We start from the raw sequence: 20,852 nt of genomic DNA, 5'->3' as shown, positions 1-20,852 counted from the left end.
CTACCGGGGGAACAGGCTGGGGCGGAGACTCGTTCCGTGGCTGACATGGAACTGTTCCGGGAGAGTGTCATCGCGTGGGCGGCGGGCGGTCCCGGTGATCCCGCGCGGGAACTGGCCGCACGGCTGCCCGTCCGGGCAGCGGTCCTGCTGGAGGGGCCGAGCGATTCCGCAGCGGTGAACGCCCTGGCAGCGCGCCGGGGCCGGGACCTGGCGGCCGAAGGGATCTGCGTCCTGCCGATGGGCGGTGCCATGAGCGTCGGGCGCTTCGCCCGCCTGCTCGGGCCACCCGGACTGGGCCTGCGGCTCACGGGGCTGTGCGACGAGGCCGAACGGCCCTACTACACACGTGGTCTGGAGCGCGCGGACGCCGCTCAGGAGGAGTTCTACGTCTGCGCGGCAGATCTGGAGGATGAGCTCATCCGCGCCCTGGGGGTGACGCGTGTGGAGGAACTCATCCGGGCCGAGGGCGACCGGCGCGCCTTCCAGACCTTCCTGCACCAGCCCGCCCAGCAGAGCCGTACCCCGCAGCAACGCGTCCGGCGCTTTCTCGGTACGAAGAAGGGGCGCAAGATCCACTATGGCCGCGTCCTCGTCGAGGCACTCGACTCCGACCACGTACCCGCCCCGCTCGACGGCCTGCTCGCAGGCCTCTGACCGACAGGCGTCGTCGGCCGCCTGACCATGGGCTGTCCCGGGCAACCGTCGTCGAACGTGGTCCTGCGCAGGGCGTACCAGTCGCGGGAGACGACCTTTACGTCGTGGATCCGGAGGCGAGGGTTGCCGGTCAGGTCGAGGCCGTGGCCGGTCCAGTCCGGTCCGGCCACGGCGGTCGGGTGTGTCGATTCCCGCGCTCATCGGGCGGCCGGGACGTCGGCGGGATCGGTGTAGACGGCCGTGCCCAGACGCGGGCCCGGGTGCCCATGCGGTCCGCCCCCTCGGACGCGCCGCCGATCCGCAGAACGGCGTCGCAGCGGTCGAGGAGCTGCTCGGCGACCGGGTGGAAGATCTCGTCGAACAGCGGGTCGCCGGGCCGGGCGCTTCCCGCGACGTCCAGGAGCGGCAGAGCGAGGGCCTCGCCGGTGACGGGCAGGTGCCCGTCGCGGAAGAGGCTGAGGGCCGACTCGTTCATCGCGCGGACGTCGGCCTCCAGCTCGTCCGGGTCGTCTCCGGTGCCCTACCGGTAGGGACCGGCGACGAGGATCATCAGCGAACGGGAATCGGTGGCCATGACGGCACACTCCTGTGGATCCGTGGACCACCCCTGCGGCCACAGGCTCGTCGTGCAACTTGCAGGTTGCGCGTGATCTCCTGTTGTGCAACCCTGGAGTTGCAAGTCACACGGATTCGAGAGACGGAGTCACCTCATGAGCGAGGACCGGATCGAACGCGAGACGTTGATCGAGGCGCCCCTGGAGCGGGTCTGGTCACTGGTGGCCCAGCCCGGCTTCTGGGTGGCCGACAAGGCGAGCCTGCCGGGCACCGTGGCGAGAGAAGGCGAATCGATGGTGGCGAAGCACGCCGAGCACGGCGACTTCCCGGTGCGTGTGGAGAAGGTGAGGCCGCCGACGTACCTGGCGTACCGCTGGACCAGCGCGTTCCCGGGCGAGGAACTGAGCGAGAACAACAGCACCCTCGTGGAGTTCACCTTGGCGCAGGAGGGCGAGCGGACGCGGCTGCGCGTCGTCGAGAGCGGGTTCGCGGCACTGGCGGGATCCGAGGAACTGCGCAGTCAGAACCTCAAGGACCACACCGGCGGCTGGCCCCTGGAGCTCGACGCGCTCAAGACGCGTGCCGAACAGCCCGGCGCATGACACAAGAACAACCGGGCGCCGCCGAGGCCGTCAGCAGCGTTCTCGGCGCGCTGGCCGATCCGACGCGACGTCAGTTGCTCGATCTGCTCGCGGCGCAGGGGGAGGCCACCGCGACGACGCTGGCCGAGCGGCTGCCCGTCTCGCGACAGGCGGTGGTCAAGCACCTCGCCGTTCTGGGTGCCGCCGAGCTGGTTTCCGGCACCCGGGTCGGGCGCGAGGTGCGGTACGCGGTACGCCCCGCGGCGCTCGACGCGACGGCACGGTGGATGACCTCCCTGGCTGCCGACTGGGACCGGCGGCTGGCGCTCATCAAACGCGTCGCCGAGTCGGCGGAGCGGGAGCGTACGACAGGGCCCGCGTGAAGCCGGCTTCGGTCCCTGCCCGGGTAGCCGGCCCCCGGCACACCTGAGGGGCCGGGCCCGGGTGGTACGCGGTCGAGGTTCCGCACACGACGGGCGGGATCCGGCCGTAGCATGCCGTTCCCCCTGTTCCCTCCCCCGTGCTGCCGCGATCGTGTGACCTACACGTCGTGCCTTCCGGTGCGACCGGGGGCGGGGGAGGGGAAAAGCCGTGCCGTCCGGGACTTCGGCGGGCTCGCGTTCGAGGTCAGCTGCCGGCGGCAGTATCGCGCGCGGGTCTCCTCGTCGCTCAGGACCTCGCAGGCATCCGGCCACTGCGCCAGGACAACTACCTCGACGTCTCGTGAGCCGATGCGCTGATCGATCAGCGCATCGACCTGTTCGGGCTCGGCGCGCTGGCGCCGGGCGGCGACGTCCGTGAAGCGGCTGAGAGCTCCTGACACCTGAACCGGCCGCACCGTACGCGACCTGAGGCGACGTCAGGCGACGGGGATCGGCGTACACCGTGGCGACGGCCGGATGATGCCACGCGAGGCGTGGCGGCCGGTCGCGGTCGGGGAAGACCCTCGGCCGCCCCGTGGCAATCGCGCATGCCGCCGACCGCTTTCCATGCGCAGTTCATGTTCACGAACATGACTGTGTTTCATGTACATGTTCATTGACGTGAACATGATGGCATTCTATGGTCAGTAGAAAGCGCTTGTGCGGCTCGCGGGGGGGGATCCTCTCCGCGTGAGTTGTTCAAGGACTCGAACACTCACGGTGCCACGACTGGGGTTTCGGAAGAAGAGGGTGCCCCGGTCGTGTCGCGCCGAAAACGTCTTCCCCGCAACGCAGTTGCTCGATCTGCCACCCCACTCAGAGGCGGACCGAGCGACCGCACGATTTCGCCGCACGAACTCGTCGAACGAACCAACCCCACCTGGAGTCGAACGATGCAGATCAAACCCGTTATCGCATGCGTCAGCCTGCTGGCCGGCTCGCTTGCCGCCGTGTCGGGCGCGACCGCGCAGGCCGCCCCCACCCTGCACCGGGCCGGAGAACCGACCGCCGCCTGCACGAGCTCCGGCGCGGGCTCGGGGACATGCCTGCCCGTCCTCGGCGCAGCCGGCAGCGAGACGGTGACGGCCTCCGCCGCCCTGGACGCCACAGCCCTCTACGTGGCACCCGACGGCACCGACGACGCAGCCGGAACAGAGGCGGATCCGACGACGCTGGCCTCCGCCATCAGCCGCGTCGACTCCGGCGGCACGGTCTACCTGCGCGGCGGGACGTACCACTACGCACAGACGGTCACCATCCCGCCGGGCAACAGCGGCTCGTCGGGTGCCCGCACGACCTTGGCCGCCTACCCGGGGGAGACCCCGGTGCTGAACTTCGCCGAGATGAGCGAGGACCCGGCCAACCGCGGGCTGGCCGTGAACGGGGACTTCTGGCACATCGACGGAATCATCGTCGAGCACGCCGGTGACAACGGGATCTTCGTCGGCGGCAGCAACAACATCGTCGAGCGAGTCGTGACGCGCTTCAATCATGACTCGGGGCTGCAGATCTCACGGATCGCCTCGACCACCCCCGACGACGAGTGGCCCGCCAACAACCTCATCCTGAGTTCGGAGTCGCACGACAACGCCGACTCCGACGGTGAGGACGCCGACGGTTTCGCCCCCAAGCTCACTTCCGGCCCCGGAAACGTCTTCCGTTACACGGTGTCCCACAACAACATCGATGACGGCTGGGACCTCTACACGAAGAACGAGACCGGCCCCATCGGCCCGGTGACCATCGAGGACTCCCTCTCCTACAGCAACGGCACGCTCTCGGACGGAACCGTGAACGCCGATGGAGACCGCAACGGCTTCAAGCTCGGCGGCGACGGCATCGAGGTCGACCACATCGTGCGCCGCAACATCGCCTACGGCAACGGGCATCACGGATTCACGTACAACAGCAACCCCGGCTCGATGACGGTGTCGGACAACGTCGGCATAGACAACGAGGAGCGAAACTTCTCCTTCGACAAGGGCACCTCCGTGTACCGGAACAACACCTCCTGCCGCAGTGGCAGCGGGTCGAACGACAAGACGGTCGGTGACGCCGACGGCTCCAACCAGTTCTGGACCGGGGCGAACGGCTCCCGGTGCTCCTCCTACGACGGAGCCCTGGGCTGGTCGTTCGCTGCGGACGGCCGCCTCGTCGTGACGTTCGGCGGCACCGTCGTGAAGCCGTAAGCGACCGGCGGACGGTGCCGCTCACGCACGTACGGGAGGCTCCGGGGCCGGAGGCCGCGCGCGCGGCCTCCGGTGGCGCCGTCTCCGGGCGGCGCCTCGTCCTTCCTCCAGGGGCGAGCGGACCGGCACGCACGTTCAGCGCAGGATGCCGAGCTGCCGGGCCTCCCTCAGCCAGGACGGGAACTCCGACAGGAGCCGGTCGTACAGCTCCGCGTCCGGGACCTTCTCGATGTCGTCCGCAGCGAAGAAGCCGACGTTGTCGACCCGTCGGCCGGGCAAGGTGTCGAAGCGTTCCAGCACACCGTACTGCGACCTGCCGAGGCCGATGAACTGCCAGAAGACGGGCTCCTCCACCGCCGCACGCAACTCCCGCTCGATCTCGTCATTGCGGTACACCCCTCCGTCCGAGAAGAACAGGACGAGGGTCGGGTCGGGCACCGGGTTGTCGCGCACGAAGGCACGCACTTCGGCAATGACCTTCTGCTCCTCGTTCTGGATCCCGACCGCTCGCATGTCGACCTGTCCGGGACGCAGCCCTTTCGGCGGCTTCTTGCGGCCGAAGAGGCTGACCTGACCCACGCGCACGTGCATCTCCAGCCACGTGGGCAGTTCACCGATCAAGAGGTCGGGCAACCGGGCAGGATTGCTGGCGAACGTCCAGGCCTGCATCTCCCCGTCGTCGTCGAGCTGGGCCGCGACGGCAGCCATCCGCTCGGTGACACCGGCGACGGTGCCGCGCGTGTAGAGGCCGCCCATCGATCCGGACGCGTCGAGAACGAGGATGACGCGTGCCGTCAGCCGGGTCAGACCGTGCTTCGTCAGACTGACGGCGACCTGTTGTTTGCGCAGGGACAGCCGCTTGCGCATGTCGACCGGAAGATTCTCCTCACCCTTGGTGAGCCGGATCGACGGTTCGTCCCGGCCGGGTGCGGACGGCGCGGCGACTGGGGACGGGGCGGGCGAGGGACGGGGTGACGGCGGCACAGCGGCAGGCTGCTCCTCGTCGACACTGATTCCGAAGTCGGTCGCCAGACCGGCCAGTCCGTTTGTGTAACCCTGGCCGACGGCGCGGAACTTCCACCCGCCGTCGCGCCGGTAGAGCTCGCCGCTCACATAGGCGGTCTCCGCGCCGGCCTCCATGTCGAAGCGGGCCAATTCGACACCGGACGCGGCATCGAGCAGCCGCAGGTGAAGGCCGGGCACCTGCCCGAACGTCCCACCGTCGACCGAAGCGCACAGCGCGACCCGCTCGATGTCTGGCCCCACCGCACCGAGAGCGACCTCCAGCGCGTCGGACGACGCCTGCTTGCCGAGATGACGCACGGCACCGGACGCGTGCCGCGGCTGGTTGTAGAAGACGAAGTCGTCGTCGGAGCGGACCCGTCCGCCACTGGTCAGCAGCAGCGCGGAAGCGTCCACGTCCGGCACGCCGGAACCGGGCGACCAGCCCAGGACGGCTCTGACGGTGGAGGCCGTCACCGGCATGTTGGCGCCCTTGCTCAGTGTCGTCACACGGACAGTGTGCCTGTCCCCGGCGGGACGTGGCCCTCCCGGGTCCGACGACGTACGACGACGTACGCAACGGCCGTGCGCCGGATGGCAGTCGGGCCGATGCCGAGGGGCTGTGCCCGCCGACTGCTGAGGCGCGAGGGCCACCGAGGGCCACGGCAGCCGCGCCGTTTCCGGGCGGGTCACGAGCGTGCTGCCGGGCGAGGCGCACGGTGCGCAGCGCTGCGCACTTCCGGGCCGCTCCGGACGTGCGCGGCCCGCGGCACCGGGTGGGGGACGGCTGCCTGGATGCCCTTCCCACCCGGTGCCGTGCTCGTCAGCCTCGGCGCAGGCTGGTGATCAGGTCACGAGGCAGACCATGGGTGTCGTGGAGATAGTGGAAGTCGTCGTCGGTGAGCAGTCCTCGGAACCGCGGGCGGGCGAGAACCTGCCGGCCGCGCTCCATGAGCAGCTTGAACCGGCGCTCCTCGTCCAGCAGCACCTGTTGTACGTCGGCCTTGGGAAGCTCCTGCCGGAAGTGGTCCAGGGTGTGCCGGACCAGGTCGTCCGGCAGGTCGGCGAGACCGTACGAGGGATCCTCCCGCCACAACACGGTGAGGACCCGTCGTACCAGGCGGCGCAGTACGTAGCCCCGTCCGGTGTTGGCCGGGCGCACTCCGTCGCCCAGCACCACGACGGCTGAGCGCAGATGATCGCAGACCAGACGCAGCGACGGTTCGTCCAGACGCCACAGGGGTGGAACGAGGCGACGCCACGGCTCGAACAGGTCGGACTCGAACACGGACGACTTGCCCTGGAGCAGGGAGGCCAGTCGCTCCAGGCCGAGCCCGGTGTCGACGTTCCGCTGGGGAAGGGGGCGAAGGGAACCGTCGTCGAGCCGGCGGTGCCTCATCATCACGTGGTTCCACACCTCCACCCAGCGGTCGTCCTGGGTGGGCGTCGACCGGGGCGGGCCGTCACCGTTCCACAGGAAGATCTCGGAGTCGGGGCCGCACGGTCCAGTGGCTCCGTTGGACCACCAGTTGTCCTCCACGGTGAGCTCGACGGGGACTCCGCGGTCCTGCCACAGCTGGAGGGAAGGGGTGTCCTGTTCGCACTGGCTGTCGCCGGCGTAGACGGTGGCGTGCAGGAGGCTGCGGTCGATTCCCAGGCCTTCGGTGAGGAGCCCGTACCCCCAGTCGAGGCTGAGCGGTCCTTCGTAGTCGCCGAGCGACCAGGTACCGAGCATCTCGAAGACCGTCAGGTGAGTGGCATCGCCGATCTCTTCCAGATCCGTGGTGCGCAGACAACGCTGTACGTTGACCAGCCGCCGGCCCAGCGGGTGGGGGCGGCCCTCCAGGTAAGGAGTGAGCGGGTGCATTCCGGAAGTGGTGAACAGCACCGGGTCACCCGGTGGCGGCAGCAGCGTCGAGCCGACGATCCGGTGATGACCGCGCTCTTCGAAGTACTCGACGAACGTACGGACCAGTTGTTCCGTGTTCATGGGATGGCTCCTTCGCGAAACAGCGGGGGAGGCACCGGAGAACGGAACCGTTCAGTCACCCGGCCGGGGCCCAAGGCGCCACGGCACTGCCGACGGACCGTTTCCGGTCGCCGGGGGAGGGGAAGTCAGACGGCGGCAACCGGCGAGCTGGTCGCTCGCGCGGTCGCGGTGATGGTGAGGCCGGTGACGTTCATGTGATCGACTGTAACGCGGGCCGCACTCCGAGGCACACTCATTTCCCCCGGGGCGCACCGGCCGGCACGGTGACCGGCCGGCGCGGTGACCGGACGGCACGGTGACCGGCTCGGCCGCTCCGGCTTCCGGATTCCGGGCTCAACCCTCGTGTGCGCTGCCCGCGGGCGGGTGCGCCGAATCGTGTCCGTCCATAGCAGGCCGAGGTGCTGAAGATGTGTCACCGCGGTCGCCGGCGCCGAGGGGCCACGCCGTGATGTCGCGATAGTGGATCGGCCCGCTGCTCCGGGCGGCGTTGCTGCCGACCAGGTGCAGACGCTCGGCGGCCCATGGGCGGCCGGTGAACCCGGCGAGCCCTGCCGCGATCTCCGACACGGAGGAGCGGTCTCCTCGGCGGGCGCGGGCAAGCGTGAGGTGCGGTCGCAGGGGCCTTTCCTCGAACACGATTCCGCAGTCCCTGACCGCGGCGCGCACATCGGCGGCGAGCTCGTGCAGCCCGCCCAGGTCTCCGTCGATTCCGGTCCACAGCACCCGGTCGTCGAAGCCTCCGCCGCCCCGCAGCGTAAGGCGCGGCGAGAGGTGCGCCGCTGCGACACGTGCGAGTGGCGGGCGCAGGAGAGGGACCGTGCCGACAGGTAGCTCACCGAGGAACGCAAGGGTGATGTGCCAGTCCTCGACGCGATTCCACCGCATGCGCGGATGCGTGCCGTACGCAGGCCGAAGTTCCCGGACCAGCTCTTCCTTCGCGGGGTCGGGCGGGGCGAGGGCGATGAACACGCGAATGCTCGCCGACAGCGTCTCTTCGGGCACGTGCGACTTCGTCACGTCTCCGGTCCCGGGGCCGGTCAGCCGGACTCGCCGCCCGCGGTCAGGGGGCGGCCGCCGTCCGTGCCGTAACGGAGGCCGTTGACGAGCAGGGTGATCATGCGCTGCGTGTAGCCCTGGTCGTCCGGCGAGACGAGATCACCGATGGCGCGCAGGAGGTCGTACGGGGGGATGTCGGCGCGGATCGCGCCGGTTGCGGCGGCGGTGTCCAGCAGCTCCGTCACGACGGGGAGGAAGCGCTGCTGGAAGTAGGCGGGCAGACTCTCGTAGGCGGGGTCGCCGGAGTGCAGAGCGCTCTTCAGGCCGCGTTTGGTCGCGACGAACTGTGCGAAGCGCTGAAGCCACAGGGTGAGGGCCTCGACCGGCTCGTGCTGCTCCGCGAGGGAGGGGGCCGCCTCGGCGCAGGCGTCGACCTCGTGGCGGAACACGGCGGTGATGAGGTCGGAGCGCTGCGGGAAGTGGCGGTAGAGGGTGCCCGCCCCCACCCCGGCGCGGGCGGTGATCCGCCGCACGGGGGCTTCCACGCCGTCCGACGCGAAGATCTCGGCGGCTGCGGTCAGCAGGGCGTCGAGGTTGCGTTGGACGTCGGGTCGCACGCGGCGGGCGACCGGCGCCTCGGTGGGGCGATCAGACATGGAATGGTTTCCCTTTGCGCTCCGGAACAATGTTCCGTATTGTCGTTGCTGAACGGTGTTCCGGTTTCATTCTAGCCGGAGCCGCGAGCGGCAGCCCAGGGAGGGAGAGGACGCATGAAGTACCGCACGCCGGGCCGGACCGGCATCAGGATGTCGCACCTGGCGGTGGCCCTCGCGATCACCCATCCCGGGGTCACCTCCAAGACCATCGGCCCGCGCACGACGGACGACCTCCAGGACCTCCTCGAAGGCATCGACGCCACTCTCGACGGCGCGATCCATGACCGGATCGACGCCGGGGCGGCCCCGGCAGGCGGTACCGGCCCCCTCGATATGGCATACGGCCCGCCCGCCCTCACCGAGACCGCTCGATGCCGACACCCCGTCACCGCCTGCGACGCGGCCTGACCCAGCACCGCCCGGAGCGCGCGGAAGCAGGCTCCGCAGGCAGCCCCCGTTCTCCTTGTTCAGTCCCGAATTGAGTCCCGAAGTGGGTACCCCCATGTCCGAAACACTTGTCTCCGCCCAGAAAGCCGGGCCCGACCCGAGGCGCTGGAAGGCGCTGATCTTCATAGCCCTGGCGCAGCTGATGGTCGTGCTCGACGCGACCATCGTGAACATCGCGCTGCCGTCCGCCCAGCAGGACCTGGGAATCTCGGACGGAAACCGGCAGTGGGTCATCACCGCCTACGCCCTGGCCTTCGGTGGCCTACTGCTCTTCGGCGGGCGTATCGCCGACCTCTGGGGCCGGAAGCGGGCCTTCCTCGTCGGCCTGACCGGCTTCGCCACCGCCTCCGTGATCGGCGGCGCCGCCCAGGGCGAGGCCATGATGCTCGGCGCCCGGGCCCTGCAGGGCGTCTTCGGCGCGCTGCTCGCACCCGCCGCGCTCTCGCTGCTCGCCGTGACGTTCACCGAGGCCAGGGAGCGCGCCAAGGCGTTCGGTATCTACGGTGCGATCGCCGGCGGCGGCGGCGCCGTTGGCTTCATCCTCGGCGGCACCCTCACCGAGTACCTGAACTGGCGCTGGACCTTCTTCGTCAACGTCCCCTTCGCGATCGTCGCCGCCCTGGGCGCGTACTTCGTGATCCGTGAGCCGGCCGGTGGCCGCAACCGCTCGCCGCTCGACATCCCCGGCGTGGTGCTCTCCAGCCTGGGCCTCGTCGCCCTGGTCTACGGATTCACCCGTGCGGAATCGGCCGGCTGGTCCGACACGCTGACGATCGGCATGTTCGTCGCCTCGGCGGTGCTGCTGGGCTCGTTCCTGGTCACGGAGGCCAGGGTCAAGGCTCCGCTGCTGCCACTGCGCGTACCGGCCGACCGCAACCGCGGGGGTGTCTACCTCTCGCTCGGCCTCGCGGTCATCGCGATGTTCGGCACCTTCCTGTTCCTCACCTACTACCTGCAGATCGTCCAGGGCTACTCGCCGATCAGGACCGGCCTGGCCTTCCTGCCGATGGTCGCCGGCATGATCACGGGCTCCACCCAGATCGGCGCACGGCTGATGACCAGGGTTCCCCCGCGCCTGCTCATGGGCCCGGGCTTCCTGACCGCCGCGGCCGGAATGCTGTTCCTGACCCAGATGGACATCGGGAGCTCGTACGCCGGTCTCGTGCTGCCCGGCCTGCTGCTGCTCGGGCTCGGGATGGGCACGGCGTTCATGCCCGCGATGTCGCTCGCCACTCATGGCGTCGAGCCGCGTGACGCGGGGGTCGCCTCCGCGATGGTCAACACCTCGCAGCAGGTGGGCGGCGCCATCGGCACAGCGCTCCTGAACACCATCGCGGCCTCGGCCACGACCGCCTACCTCACGGCGCACGCGGCGGGTGCGACGACTCCGGCCGCACAGAAACTGGTGCAGGCACAGGCCATGGTGGAGGGATACTCCAGCGCGACCTGGTGGGCAGTCGGAATCCTGGTGCTTGCCGCGGGCATCGCACTGACCATGATCAAGGCCGGCCACCAGGGTGGCCCGGCGGCCGCCTCGCACGCCACGGAAGGCACTCAGGAGGAGTTGAAGATCCCCGCCGTCGCGCACTGAGCCGCCGGGCACCCCCGGCAACCGGAAGGCCGCGGTCAGCATGTGACCGCGGCCTTCAGCGTCCCGGTCACCGCTGTGGCACGTGTACGCGAAGGGGGCCACGGCCGAGGCTTCGCCCACCGGATGCGGCTACGCGCGCGGCGGCGGCCGCAGGGCGGAATAGGTTCCCGCACCCGCCGCCAGCAACATGACGCAGCCGGTGAAGATCAGGCCGGCCTCGCGCAGGCCCAACCCCGTGGCCAGGGCGCCGACACCGACGACCGGCACCGAGATGCCGGTGTACGCGACGACGAAGAACGCCGAGATGGTGCCGCCCCGATGCGTGGCGGGAGCGGCGTCGCTGACCAGCGTGAGTGCCGCGCGAAAAGACAGACCCTGGCCGGTTCCGCCGAACAGGGCGCCGAGGACGAGCAGCGGCAGGGATTCCGCGATCAGCGAGGACGCCACCAGCAGCAGTCCGACGACGAGAGCGGCGCATCCGAGCGGCAGGGCGGAGCGCGGGCCGATCCGCCCGCTCAGTGACTGTCCGAGGGTCGAAGCCAGAAATACGGAGAACACGACTGCTCCGGTCACCGCCAGGTTGTCCACGCCCAATGTCTGCGTGGCGAAGCTCGGCGCGACCGCGGTGAACAGCCCGAGCAGGGCGAATCCCGCGAACGCGGCCAGCGAGGCGCGGGCGAATACCCCCTTCACCTCGGGCGGAACCGCCACGCCCTGGGGCGACGGCCGTGGCCAGCGCCGAGGGTGCGTCACGGTCTCCGGCAGACGCCAGGTGATCCCGCATGCGACCACCACCAGGCCCAGGTGAACCCAGAACGGCAACGCCAGCGGCCACGGTGTGTACTCGGCGAGCAGACCGGACAGCAGCGGCCCGCAGCCCAGCCCTCCCATGTTCGCCGCGGTAGCGGCGAATCCGGCCCGCGCCTTCTGCCCCGGGCGGGCAAGTTCCAGAACCGCCGCGGTTGCCGCGCCGCTCAGCAGGCCGGCCGCGCCACCGGACAGCAGGCGTCCCGCGAAGAGCAGCGGCAGCCCGCTCTCCAGCAGGAAGCATCCCGCGCTCGCTGCCGACAGGGCCATGGCACACAGCAGCACGGGCCTGCGGCCGACCGTGTCGGAGTAGTTGCCCACCAGCATCAGCACGGTGATCACCGCCAGGGCGTACACGGCGAACACGACCGTCACCATCAGCTCGGAGAAGCCGATCTCTTGCTGATAGAGGCCGTACAGGGGAGTGGGAAGTGTGGTCCCGGCCATCCCGATGGCGAACACCACAGCCGCGGACAGGTAGCCGGGGCGCCGGCCACTGCCTGTTCTCACCGCACCCTCACGAACGATCACCCGCGTCACCCTACGATCGGCCACCCGCCCGGACCGTGCACGGCGCGAGGCGCGACCGGTGTGCGTCGTGGCCGACGGCGGGGCGCCGGCCGCTACGGGGGCGGGCCCAGGCGTCCGAACCGGCTCACCGGCCGGCCGCCAGGGCGTCGAGCAGCATCGGCAGCGACGCGTGCAACTCACGCTCCCAGTAGGGCCAGCCGTGCGTGCCCGGACCGTAGAAATGGGTGACCACGTGCCGTGCGCCACGGCGTTCCAGCTCGCCCGCAAGGGCCTGGTTCTGCCGGCCGAAGTCGGCCTCCAGAGCGCTGGTGCTGCCGGGCGCGTCCAGGGGGCCGGTCGTGCCGTCCCCGCAGGACAGGTAGACCGGGATCGACCTGAGGCGCTTGGCCAGGTGGAACGGGTCGTGTGCCTCCCACACATCGCGCTGCGCGACCGGGTCGCCCCAGACCCTGAGGGGGTCGTTGTCCTGACCGGCGAAGAACCCCATGATGCGGTTCACCGACTCGTCGTCGAGCAGCGGGTGCACGGAGCCGGAGTACGAGGCGGCAGCCTTGAACATGCCGGGGTGCCGGGCGGCGTACAGCAGGGCGCCCTGGCCACCCATCGAGAGTCCCGCCACGACGCGATTGCTGCTCGCCCCCCAGTCGTGTTCGAGCAGGAGAGGCAACTCCTTGGTGTGGAAGGTCTCCCATGCCGGGTCACCGCCCAGGCCGTAGTTCCACCAGTCGCTGTACCAGCCGTTCCAGCCGGCCTCCGGCATGACCACGAGGACGTCGCGCAGACTCTCGGTCCGGGCGACGTCGGTCCGGGCGGTCCACGACGTGTAATCCCCGCAGCAACCGTGCAGCAGCCACAGGGTCGGCCGGCGCCGGCTCCGGTCGCCCGGATCCCAGCCGTCCGGCGTGAGCAGCCGCACCTTCACCGTCCGGCCGCCGAGCGCCGGTGAACGAACCGACAGGTCGACCTGCCGGTCGGCCACCTGAGTGACGCCGACGACCTCGGCACCCCGGGACGAACCGGGGCCGCTCGTCCTCGCGGCGGCCGGCAGCGGATTGGACACCAGCGCGAACAGCAGTGCGCCAACCATGAGCAGGAGGCGTGCTGTTCGGATCGGAACGACGGTCATGGCGACTCCTGTCATGGACTGTGGACGGTCGCGGGCCGGGGTTTCCCGGTCCCGGCCCGGTCAGTCGCGGTCGGGAAGGATCAGCAGTGCGTCTCCAACGGGACGTTCACCCGCCGCGTCGGACGGATCGTTGATCACGTCGCCGTCGGCCACCATGGTGGTCGACCCTCCGCCGTCGAGATTGACCGCGTCACGCAGGCCGAGCGCCCGCGCCACCGTGGCGCTCTCGGGGATGCTCAGCCCCAGGGCGTCGGTGGCGCGCCCGTCCGCCGTGACCAGAACGGTCCTGCCTGCGGCGTCCACCCCGGCCAGCGTGCGTGGATTGCGCTTGTGCATCCAGCCGTAGTAGAAGCTCGGGTTGCCGGACTGCACCATCCCGTCGGCGGCGGGCGTCACGTGCGGGCGGCCGTCGCGGACCAGTTCGGGGCCGCCGTTGAGGATGCCGGTCGTCGGCGAGGGCACGACCTTGCGGCCGTTGCCGTCCCGCAACGTCTTCTCGACGCGCAGGGGCCGGCCGACCTGAGCGAGGGCGGTCAACTCCGCGACACGGCTGCCGGTCGCCTGAACGGAGCCGCCGCCCTCGGGCAGCGGCCCGCCACGTGGTGACCGCACCTCCAGGACCCGGCCGCGGGTGTCCAGTACGGCCTCGGCGCCCTCGCCACTCGGCGTCAGGCGTCCGTAGTCGGGGGTGAAGGCGACGAGTTCGTCGTGGTCGGAGCAGGTGACGTCGTGCAGGGGCAGCGAGGTCGGGGTGTCGTCCTCCGTGCCGCCGCAGTTCCTGATCAAACCCGGAACGCGGTCGATTCCGTCCAGCGCCTGCGACGCCTCCCGGCCGACGACCCTTCCCTCCCAGGTGAGCCGGGCGACCGTACTGTGCCGGCCGTCGCGGCGTATCACCAGACCGGGGCGCCCGTTCGCCGGTTCGCTCAGCAGCCGGCCGTCGTAGACACCGACACCGGCCGGATCACCCGGTGCGCCCGCTTTCGGATCGAGTACGAAGAAGCCGGCGTTGATCCCCGCGGTCGCGCCGGCCGCGGCCGCCAGCTCACTGGTCCTCTCACGGTTCTCCAGATCGGGACCGTACGACGCCTCGAGTCCGCCGCGGAACCGGGCCGGGTCGATGGTGAGCACGTCGATCCGCCACGGACCGCGGTCCGTGGGATCGCCGTCCCAGCCGGTGTACACGGCGGATCCGGCATACCCGGCTCTTCTCAGCCGGCTGAGTTCGGCCGTTGCGGCGGACTGGGAGTCGAACTGCCCGACCCGGACGCGCCACCCGAGCGACCCGCCGGCATAGTCGGCGACAGCCGGCGTCATGACCTGCTCGGACCGGGCGTCGAAGCCGTCCCCTTCGATGTCTGCGGCCAACTCATCCGCACTCGGCCGGTCCTTGAGCGCCGCGGGCGGCGCGTCGGGGTCCGGCGAGGTGGCGCCGCCGGGTATGGACATCTCGACCGTCCACGGGAGCGCCGGGGCGTCGGCACCGCGCACGATCCGGGTGAGGGTGACGCCGGGCTGCAGCGTCCGCGCGCTGCGCGTCTCGGTCAGCCCGACAGCGCCCAGCGGCAGGGCGCGAACGGGACCCGGCGCCGGACGCGGCTCGGAGGAAGCGGGCGCCGGTGATGCGCCCACCACAGCCAAGAGGGACAGGACCGTGGCCGCGCCGAGGACCTTGCTGTTCATGTACCCCCCTGGGAAAGATCCGCCCAGCAAAGGTGCGGGGGAGAGCGGGCCCCAGTCAAGGCGTGTTCACGTCAATACTCGGTGGAGGAACGCACACCGCGGAAACAGACAGTGGCGAGAAGAACCCTCTCCTCGCCACTCCTAACGTATAGCGCACTGGGGGGCTTGCGGCAAGGCCCGGGTGGTGACGCACAATCGTCGGCCGAGGCCACAACCTGCGGAAATGGGGCACGACGTGCGTGTGTCGTTGGTGTATGGGGGACGCGGTGACACCGGAGGATCGGTGGGTGCGGCAGTACGGCAGAGAGCGCTCGGGGCGGCCGTGCGCGGGTGCGCGCCGCCCTGGACGGCAGAGGAAGGAGAGCCGGTGACGAGGTCGCGGCTGACAAGAGGTTCGACGCGTGTGGAGGCGCCTGTGATTCGATCGGCACATCCGGTGCGGTGCGACGAGGCTGCTTCGGAGGCATGGCAGTGACCGAGCAGTACGTGCGGACACTTCAGGAGGTCGACGAGACGCAGGTCGCGCTCGTCGGCGGCAAGGGTGCCCAACTCGGCGCGTTGTCGCGTATCGAAGGCATCAGCCTGCCGGACGGCTTCTGCGTGACGACGGACGCCTTCCGGCGAATGGTGGCGGAAGCGCCGGAGATCAATGACCGGATCGACCAGCTGTCGCGCCTCGGCGCGGACGACCGGGAGGCGATCCGCACGCTCAGCGCGCAGATCCGCCGGAGCATCGAAGAGGCCGCCGTTCCGGGCGATCTCGCGGCAGTGATCACCCGCACGCTCACCCGGCTCGGCCAGCAGGCCGCGTACGCCGTCCGGTCCAGCGCGACGGCGGAGGACCTGCCGACGGCTTCTTTCGCCGGGCAGCAGGACACCTACCTGAACATCGTCGGTCCGGCGGCGATCCTCCGGCACATCAGCCGGTGCTGGGCCTCCCTGTTCACCGAGCGGGCCGTGATCTACCGCCGACGCAACGGCATCGACCACCGAACGGTTCACATGGCCGTGGTCGTGCAGCAGATGGTCTTCCCCCAGGCGTCCGGCATCCTGTTCACGGCCGACCCCGTCACAGGCAATCGGAAGGTCGCCACCGTTGACGCCGGCTTCGGCCTCGGTGAGGCCCTGGTCTCCGGCCTGGTGAACCCGGACGTCTTCAAGGTGCGGGACGACGAAGTCGTCGACCGGGCGATCGCCGCCAAACGGCGTGCCGTTCTCGCTCTGCCCGCCGGTGGCACGCAGGAGGTGACGATCGACGCGCAGCGGCAGGAGCAGCCCGCGCTGACGGATGCCCAGGTGCTGCACCTCGTGCGGCTCGGACGACGCATCGAAGCCCACTTCGGCTGCCCCCAGGACATTGAATGGTGCCTGGTCGACGACGGCTTCCACATCGTTCAGAGCCGGCCGATCACGACACTGTTCCCCGTCCCCGAGAGCGACGACGAGGAGAACCACCTCTACGTCTCCGTAAGCCATCAGCAGATGATGACCGACCCCATGAAGCCCCTCGGGTTGTCGATCTGGCAGCTGACGGCCATGGTGGCCATGCACGAGGCCGGCGGGAGGCTGTTCGTCGACGTCACCAGGCGCCTGGCCTCACCGGCGAGCCGCGCCGCGCTGCTGGACCTCATGGGGAAGGGTGATCCGCTGGTCAGGGACGCGCTGGAGACCGTGCTCGAACGCGACGACTTCGTCCCGTCGCTCCCGGACACCGTGCCCGGCGGGCCGTCGGCCGGCGGGGCACCCGCCCCGATCGAGACCGATCCGGCCATCGTCACCGAACTCATCGAGCGCAGCCGGGCATCCGTCACCGCCCTGGAGCGCGGCATCCGGACGAAGACCGGACCGGCGCTGTTCGACTTCCTGCTGGAAGCCTTCGACGAGCACAAGCGAGTCCTCGCCGACCCGCTGAGCATTCAGGTGATCATGGCGGGGATGGAGGCCACCTGGTGGCTCAACGACAAGCTGCGGGAGTGGCTGGGCGAGAAGAACGCAGCTGACACGCTCACGCTGTCCGCCCCCGGCAACGTCACGTCGGAGATGGGTCTGGAGCTGCTCGCCGTCGCGGACGCGGTACGCCCCTTCCCGGAGCTGGTGGCGTACTTGCAGGACGTCGAGGACGAGGACTTCCTGGACGGGATGGCGAAACTCGCGGGCGGGGCCGGAGCGCGCGACGCCATCGAGGCCTACCTCGACCGCTACGGCATGCGCTGTGTCGGCGAGATCGACATCACGCGGCCACGCTGGCGCGAGTGCCCGGCCACACTCGTGCCCGTGATCCTCGACAACGTGAGGAACTTCGAGGCGGGCGCCGCCGAGCGGCGCTTCGAGGAGGGGCGGCAGAAGGCCCGGAAGAAGGAGCAGGACGTGCTGTCACGCCTGCGGACCCTGCCGGACGGTGACCGGAAGGCGGCCGAGACCGAGCGGATGATCGACCGGGTCAGAACCTTCATCGGTTACCGGGAGTACCCGAAGTACGGCATCGTCAGCCGGTCCTTCGTCTACAAGCAGGCCCTGCTGGGAGAGGCCGAGCGCCTCGTCCAGGACCACGTGCTCCGTGAGAAGGAGGACGTCTTCTATCTGACGTTCCAGGAGTTCCACGACGTCGTGCGCTCGAACCGGGCGGACGACCAGCTCATCCGGCGACGCAAGGAGGCGTTCCGGTCGTACCACGCGCTCACCCCGCCCCGGGTCCTCACATCGGACGGCGAGGCCCTCACCGGGGCGTACCGGCGCGACGACGTACCGGACGGTGCCCTTGTCGGCGTCCCCGTTTCCGCCGGGACCGTCGAGGGCAGGGCCCGCGTCATCCTGGACATGGCGGAGGCCGACCTCGAAGCGGGCGACATCCTGGTCACGGCCTTCACCGACCCCAGCTGGTCGCCGCTGTTCGTCGGGATCACCGGCCTTGTGACAGAGGTGGGCGGTGTCATGACCCATGGAGCGGTGATCGCCCGGGAGTACGGTCTGCCCGCCGTCGTGGGCGTGGAGCAGGCCACCCGCCTGATCCGGGACGGGCAGCGGATCCGCGTGCACGGAACGGACGGGTACGTCGAGCTGCTGTCCTGAGCCGCGCCCCGGCGCACGGGGCGGCCGGGAAATCGACCGTCACCGCCCCGACACCGGGAGGGTTCGCACCGGGCGACGCCATCGCCCGCGAGCCTTCCCGGCGTACGAACCGGTCTGCGACGAGGTCGTACGCCGCACGCCGGGGGCCTCTTGACGTCGTGGTCGACCTGCGCCGCGCTTCGCCCGAACGGGACGGTGGCGCCGAGCGAGTCCTCTGGCGTCACCGCGCGTCGCGCAGCCGAAGGAGGTAGGCGGCGGTCATCGCGACGGCACGGTCACCGTCACGCGACAGCTCCACGAGGGCACATGACGCCGCCGCCCCCGGCACGCCGGCCAGAGCCTGGGTCAGCCGACCGCGTGCGGGCGCTCCGGTGGCCTCACGAGCGAGGTGGTCGACGAGTCCGGCCGCGATCCGGTCCGCCATCACGGTGTCGCTCGCCAGCACGCTCAGGGCATCGGCCGCGTCGGTGTCGTTCCTTCCTTCCACGATCATGTCGATGAGGGTCGGGACGGCAGCCGTCTCCCCACGTGCCCCGAGGGCCAGAGCCGCATACCCCCGGACCGCGCTGTCGGAGTTCGCGAGGGCGTGCCGCAGCTCCGCGATCGCCTCATCACCCGGCATCTCGGCGAGCGAACGGACGGCACGCTCCCGTACCTCCGCCACCGGCGAGCCGAGGCCCCGCGCCAGCAGCGCGGGACCGCCGTCGCCGGACCGGGCCAGGGCCCAGCGAATGGCTCCGGCCACGTTCGGCTCGGTCTCCCGCAGCGCTGCCTCGACCAGGGCCTCCACCGGCAACGGAACTTCGTCGGCCGAGGCCAGGGCCGCCCGTTGACGCGCGTCGGCGCTCGTCGAACCCAGGGCCTGGAGAAGCGCGACGACCTGGAGGACGCCGTCCCAGCCGACGGGGCCCGCCGCATCGATCCGGCGCAGCCGCGTGAGCAGCTCGGCCTCGGCCGCGATGCGTTCGCGTGTCTGACGCATCAGGTCGCCGACGAGCTCCGACGGTGTGAAACCGGGATCTTCGAGCGCACGTCTGACCTCACGCAACGACAGCCCCAGCGACCGCAGACTCTCGATGTGGAAGACCCGCCGGATGTCCTCCCCGGAGTACTCCCGGTAGCCGGAGCCCGTACGACCGCAGGGCCGTACCAGACCGAGCGACTCGTAATGCCGGAGCATCCGGGCACTGACCCCGGACCTTCTTGCCACTTCACCGATCAGCACGTCCTATTGTCTCTCGCCGTGCTCGCCGAGGACCAGGACGCGCTTCGCCTCCTCGATCGCGAACTCGAATCCGGCGTCCGGATCGCGCAGCAGGCGCTGGGTGGCGAGGGCGTGTACGCGCACCTTCGGGTCGGCATCCGTCGCCCGTGCGTCCAGGACCGGAACGATGACGTCGCCCAGTGCGCCCAGTGCGCGGCTGAGACTCAACTGTGTCTCCCGGTCACCGCGCCCGAGCTGCGTCGCGAGCACCGCGGACACGGCGGATTCCTCACCCTCCGGAACGAGCACGACCGCGGCCCGCCAGGCGGCCCGGGCCACCCCGTCGTCGGCGTCGGACAGCAGTGCACGTGTGAGGGCAGGCCAGGCCTGCCGGTCCCCGATCTTGGACAGGGTGTGCAGCGCCTGACTTCGGGCCTGCGCATGTTCCGAACGGACCTCGCGGACCAGCCTGGGGAGTGTCGTGGACACCGGATGGCGGGTGAGCGCCCAGGTCAGCATGTCGCGGACGAAGAAGTCGGGCTCGATCCCGCATCGCCGGACGAGCGTGTCGACGTACCGTGGGTCGGGCGTGGAGCCGACGGCCATGGCAGCCCGCAGCCGCACGGACGAACGGCCGTGATCCAACTCCTGCAGCGCTTTCGACGTGCCCGCGTCCTGTCTCATGGTCGTCATCCCGACCACCTCCTCGGCATCAGTGAAGGGCCTGCCACCGTGTCAAGGTCAAGCAGCGGAACGGCCGCTTCAGGGAGATGCCTCAGCTCTGCGGGAGCGCCTGTGGGCTTGTCGCCCGCTGTTGAAGCGGTGACGCGTTCTCCGGGATCTCCTGGCTCGCTCCGAAGTCCTGGGCGTCCCGCTCTCGGCGCGTTCGCGCAACGGAATGTGAATAGCGACGAGGTGAGAACAAGAAGAATGGGCGGCCGAGGTGGAACGCCGGTCAAATGATAGGTCGTTCCCGCATTCCCTGTGAACAAACTCGATATCTCGGATACATGGAAGGCGGCGGCCGGGGCACACGATGTTCTGGAGGTTGATAACTATGGTTCCCCTGATTCTCGTTCTTCTGCTCGCGCTCATTCTCTTCGGTGCCGGATTCGCACTGAAGGCCTTGTGGATCGTTGCGGTGATCGTGCTGGCCGTCTGGCTGCTCGGCTTCGTCATGCGTTCTGCCGGAGCGGGTGGCCGCCGTGGCCGTTGGTACCGCTGGTAGTCGTCCGCAACCGTTCCAGCAATGCGGGGTGGCGGCCCCGCGGGGGCCGGGGGGCCCCCCCCAGGGGGGGGTTGTTGGGCGCGCGCCTGGGGGAGGCTCTCTTTTTGTACTATCTATTCTA

General features: G+C 70.1%; 18 protein-coding genes and 1 pseudogene. 8 read left to right on the top strand and 11 right to left on the bottom strand.

The window, feature by feature from the left end; genetic code table 11:
- Positions 1-36: 36 nt before the first annotated feature.
- Positions 37-654: a TOPRIM nucleotidyl transferase/hydrolase domain-containing protein gene (locus ABZ434_RS24275; RefSeq protein ID WP_359140584.1), complete on the top strand. Its 618-nt coding sequence runs from the start codon at positions 37-39 to the stop codon at positions 652-654.
- Positions 655-704: 50 nt separating this feature from the next.
- Here ABZ434_RS24275 and ABZ434_RS24270 read toward each other — a convergent pair.
- Positions 705-855: pseudogene (locus ABZ434_RS24270) on the bottom strand (GDP-mannose pyrophosphatase); the annotation flags it as partial.
- Positions 856-1,364: 509 nt separating this feature from the next.
- Here ABZ434_RS24270 and ABZ434_RS24265 point away from each other — a divergent pair.
- Both ABZ434_RS24265 and ABZ434_RS24260 read left to right on the top strand, forming a co-directional pair.
- Positions 1,365-1,811, top strand: a complete 447-nt coding sequence (locus tag ABZ434_RS24265; RefSeq protein ID WP_359140582.1) for an SRPBCC domain-containing protein — start codon at positions 1,365-1,367, stop codon at positions 1,809-1,811.
- Positions 1,808-2,173, top strand: a complete 366-nt coding sequence (locus ABZ434_RS24260; protein ID WP_359140579.1) for a metalloregulator ArsR/SmtB family transcription factor — start codon at positions 1,808-1,810, stop codon at positions 2,171-2,173. The genes ABZ434_RS24265 and ABZ434_RS24260 overlap by 4 nt, the downstream gene beginning before the upstream one ends.
- Before the next feature lie 158 nt (positions 2,174-2,331).
- Here ABZ434_RS24260 and ABZ434_RS24255 read toward each other — a convergent pair whose 3' ends face one another.
- Entirely contained in the window at positions 2,332-2,613 is a 282-nt protein-coding gene (locus ABZ434_RS24255) for a hypothetical protein (protein ID WP_359140576.1), read from the bottom strand.
- Between the two features lie 492 nt (positions 2,614-3,105).
- Between ABZ434_RS24255 and ABZ434_RS24250 the strand changes: the two genes are divergently transcribed.
- Positions 3,106-4,401 (top strand): right-handed parallel beta-helix repeat-containing protein, encoded by a 1,296-nt coding sequence (locus ABZ434_RS24250; protein WP_359140573.1) that lies wholly within the window; start codon positions 3,106-3,108, stop codon positions 4,399-4,401.
- Positions 4,402-4,536: 135 nt separating this feature from the next.
- Here ABZ434_RS24250 and ABZ434_RS24245 read toward each other — a convergent pair whose 3' ends face one another.
- The 4 genes from ABZ434_RS24245 to ABZ434_RS24230 all read right to left on the bottom strand — a co-directional run bounded on the left by ABZ434_RS24245 (position 4,537) and on the right by ABZ434_RS24230 (position 9,045).
- Positions 4,537-5,913 carry a VWA domain-containing protein gene (locus ABZ434_RS24245; protein WP_359140570.1) on the bottom strand — a complete coding sequence of 459 codons (1,377 nt, stop codon included), beginning with the start codon at positions 5,911-5,913 and terminating at the stop codon, positions 4,537-4,539.
- A gap of 313 nt (positions 5,914-6,226) precedes the next feature.
- Entirely contained in the window at positions 6,227-7,393 is a 1,167-nt protein-coding gene (locus ABZ434_RS24240; RefSeq protein ID WP_359140567.1) for an alanine--tRNA ligase-related protein, read from the bottom strand.
- A gap of 333 nt (positions 7,394-7,726) precedes the next feature.
- On the bottom strand, positions 7,727-8,395 hold the full coding sequence (thpR, locus tag ABZ434_RS24235) for an RNA 2',3'-cyclic phosphodiesterase (RefSeq protein ID WP_359140789.1): 669 nt from the start codon (positions 8,393-8,395) through the stop codon (positions 7,727-7,729).
- Positions 8,396-8,430: 35 nt separating this feature from the next.
- Complete coding sequence (locus tag ABZ434_RS24230; RefSeq protein WP_359140564.1) at positions 8,431-9,045, bottom strand: TetR/AcrR family transcriptional regulator; 615 nt, start codon at positions 9,043-9,045, stop codon at positions 8,431-8,433.
- Positions 9,046-9,159: 114 nt separating this feature from the next.
- Between ABZ434_RS24230 and ABZ434_RS24225 the strand changes: the two genes are divergently transcribed.
- Positions 9,160-9,453 carry a hypothetical protein gene (locus ABZ434_RS24225; protein ID WP_359140561.1) on the top strand — a complete coding sequence of 98 codons (294 nt, stop codon included), beginning with the start codon at positions 9,160-9,162 and terminating at the stop codon, positions 9,451-9,453.
- A 94-nt stretch (positions 9,454-9,547) separates the two neighbouring features.
- Positions 9,548-11,083: an MFS transporter gene (locus ABZ434_RS24220; protein ID WP_359140558.1), complete on the top strand. Its 1,536-nt coding sequence runs from the start codon at positions 9,548-9,550 to the stop codon at positions 11,081-11,083.
- 129 nt (positions 11,084-11,212) lie between these two features.
- Here ABZ434_RS24220 and ABZ434_RS24215 read toward each other — a convergent pair whose 3' ends face one another.
- The 3 genes from ABZ434_RS24215 to ABZ434_RS24205 all read right to left on the bottom strand — a co-directional run bounded on the left by ABZ434_RS24215 (position 11,213) and on the right by ABZ434_RS24205 (position 15,230).
- Entirely contained in the window at positions 11,213-12,418 is a 1,206-nt protein-coding gene (locus tag ABZ434_RS24215; RefSeq protein ID WP_359140786.1) for an MFS transporter, read from the bottom strand.
- A 127-nt stretch (positions 12,419-12,545) separates the two neighbouring features.
- Positions 12,546-13,547: an alpha/beta hydrolase family protein gene (locus tag ABZ434_RS24210; RefSeq protein ID WP_359140555.1), complete on the bottom strand. Its 1,002-nt coding sequence runs from the start codon at positions 13,545-13,547 to the stop codon at positions 12,546-12,548.
- A 60-nt stretch (positions 13,548-13,607) separates the two neighbouring features.
- Entirely contained in the window at positions 13,608-15,230 is a 1,623-nt protein-coding gene (locus ABZ434_RS24205) for a phosphodiester glycosidase family protein (protein WP_359140552.1), read from the bottom strand.
- A 471-nt stretch (positions 15,231-15,701) separates the two neighbouring features.
- On the opposite strand from ABZ434_RS24205, the gene rph reads away from it, so the two are divergent.
- On the top strand, positions 15,702-18,299 hold the full coding sequence (gene rph, locus ABZ434_RS24200) for a rifamycin-inactivating phosphotransferase (RefSeq protein ID WP_359140783.1): 2,598 nt from the start codon (positions 15,702-15,704) through the stop codon (positions 18,297-18,299).
- 220 nt (positions 18,300-18,519) lie between these two features.
- Here the strand turns inward: rph and ABZ434_RS24195 are convergent, their stop codons facing one another.
- Positions 18,520-19,524: a MerR family transcriptional regulator gene (locus ABZ434_RS24195; protein ID WP_359140549.1), complete on the bottom strand. Its 1,005-nt coding sequence runs from the start codon at positions 19,522-19,524 to the stop codon at positions 18,520-18,522.
- Positions 19,525-19,527: 3 nt separating this feature from the next.
- Positions 19,528-20,196 (bottom strand): HEAT repeat domain-containing protein, encoded by a 669-nt coding sequence (locus ABZ434_RS24190; protein WP_359140544.1) that lies wholly within the window; start codon positions 20,194-20,196, stop codon positions 19,528-19,530.
- Positions 20,197-20,560: 364 nt separating this feature from the next.
- Between ABZ434_RS24190 and ABZ434_RS24185 the strand changes: the two genes are divergently transcribed.
- Positions 20,561-20,731, top strand: coding sequence for a hydrophobic protein (locus ABZ434_RS24185; protein WP_359140541.1), 171 nt, complete (start codon positions 20,561-20,563; stop codon positions 20,729-20,731).
- Positions 20,732-20,852 lie beyond the last annotated feature (121 nt).

The organism is Streptomyces sp. NPDC005761 (assembly GCF_040630635.1).
Classification (GTDB): Bacteria; Actinomycetota; Actinomycetes; order Streptomycetales; family Streptomycetaceae; genus Streptomyces.
This window is presented reverse-complemented; position numbering and strand designations above follow the sequence as displayed.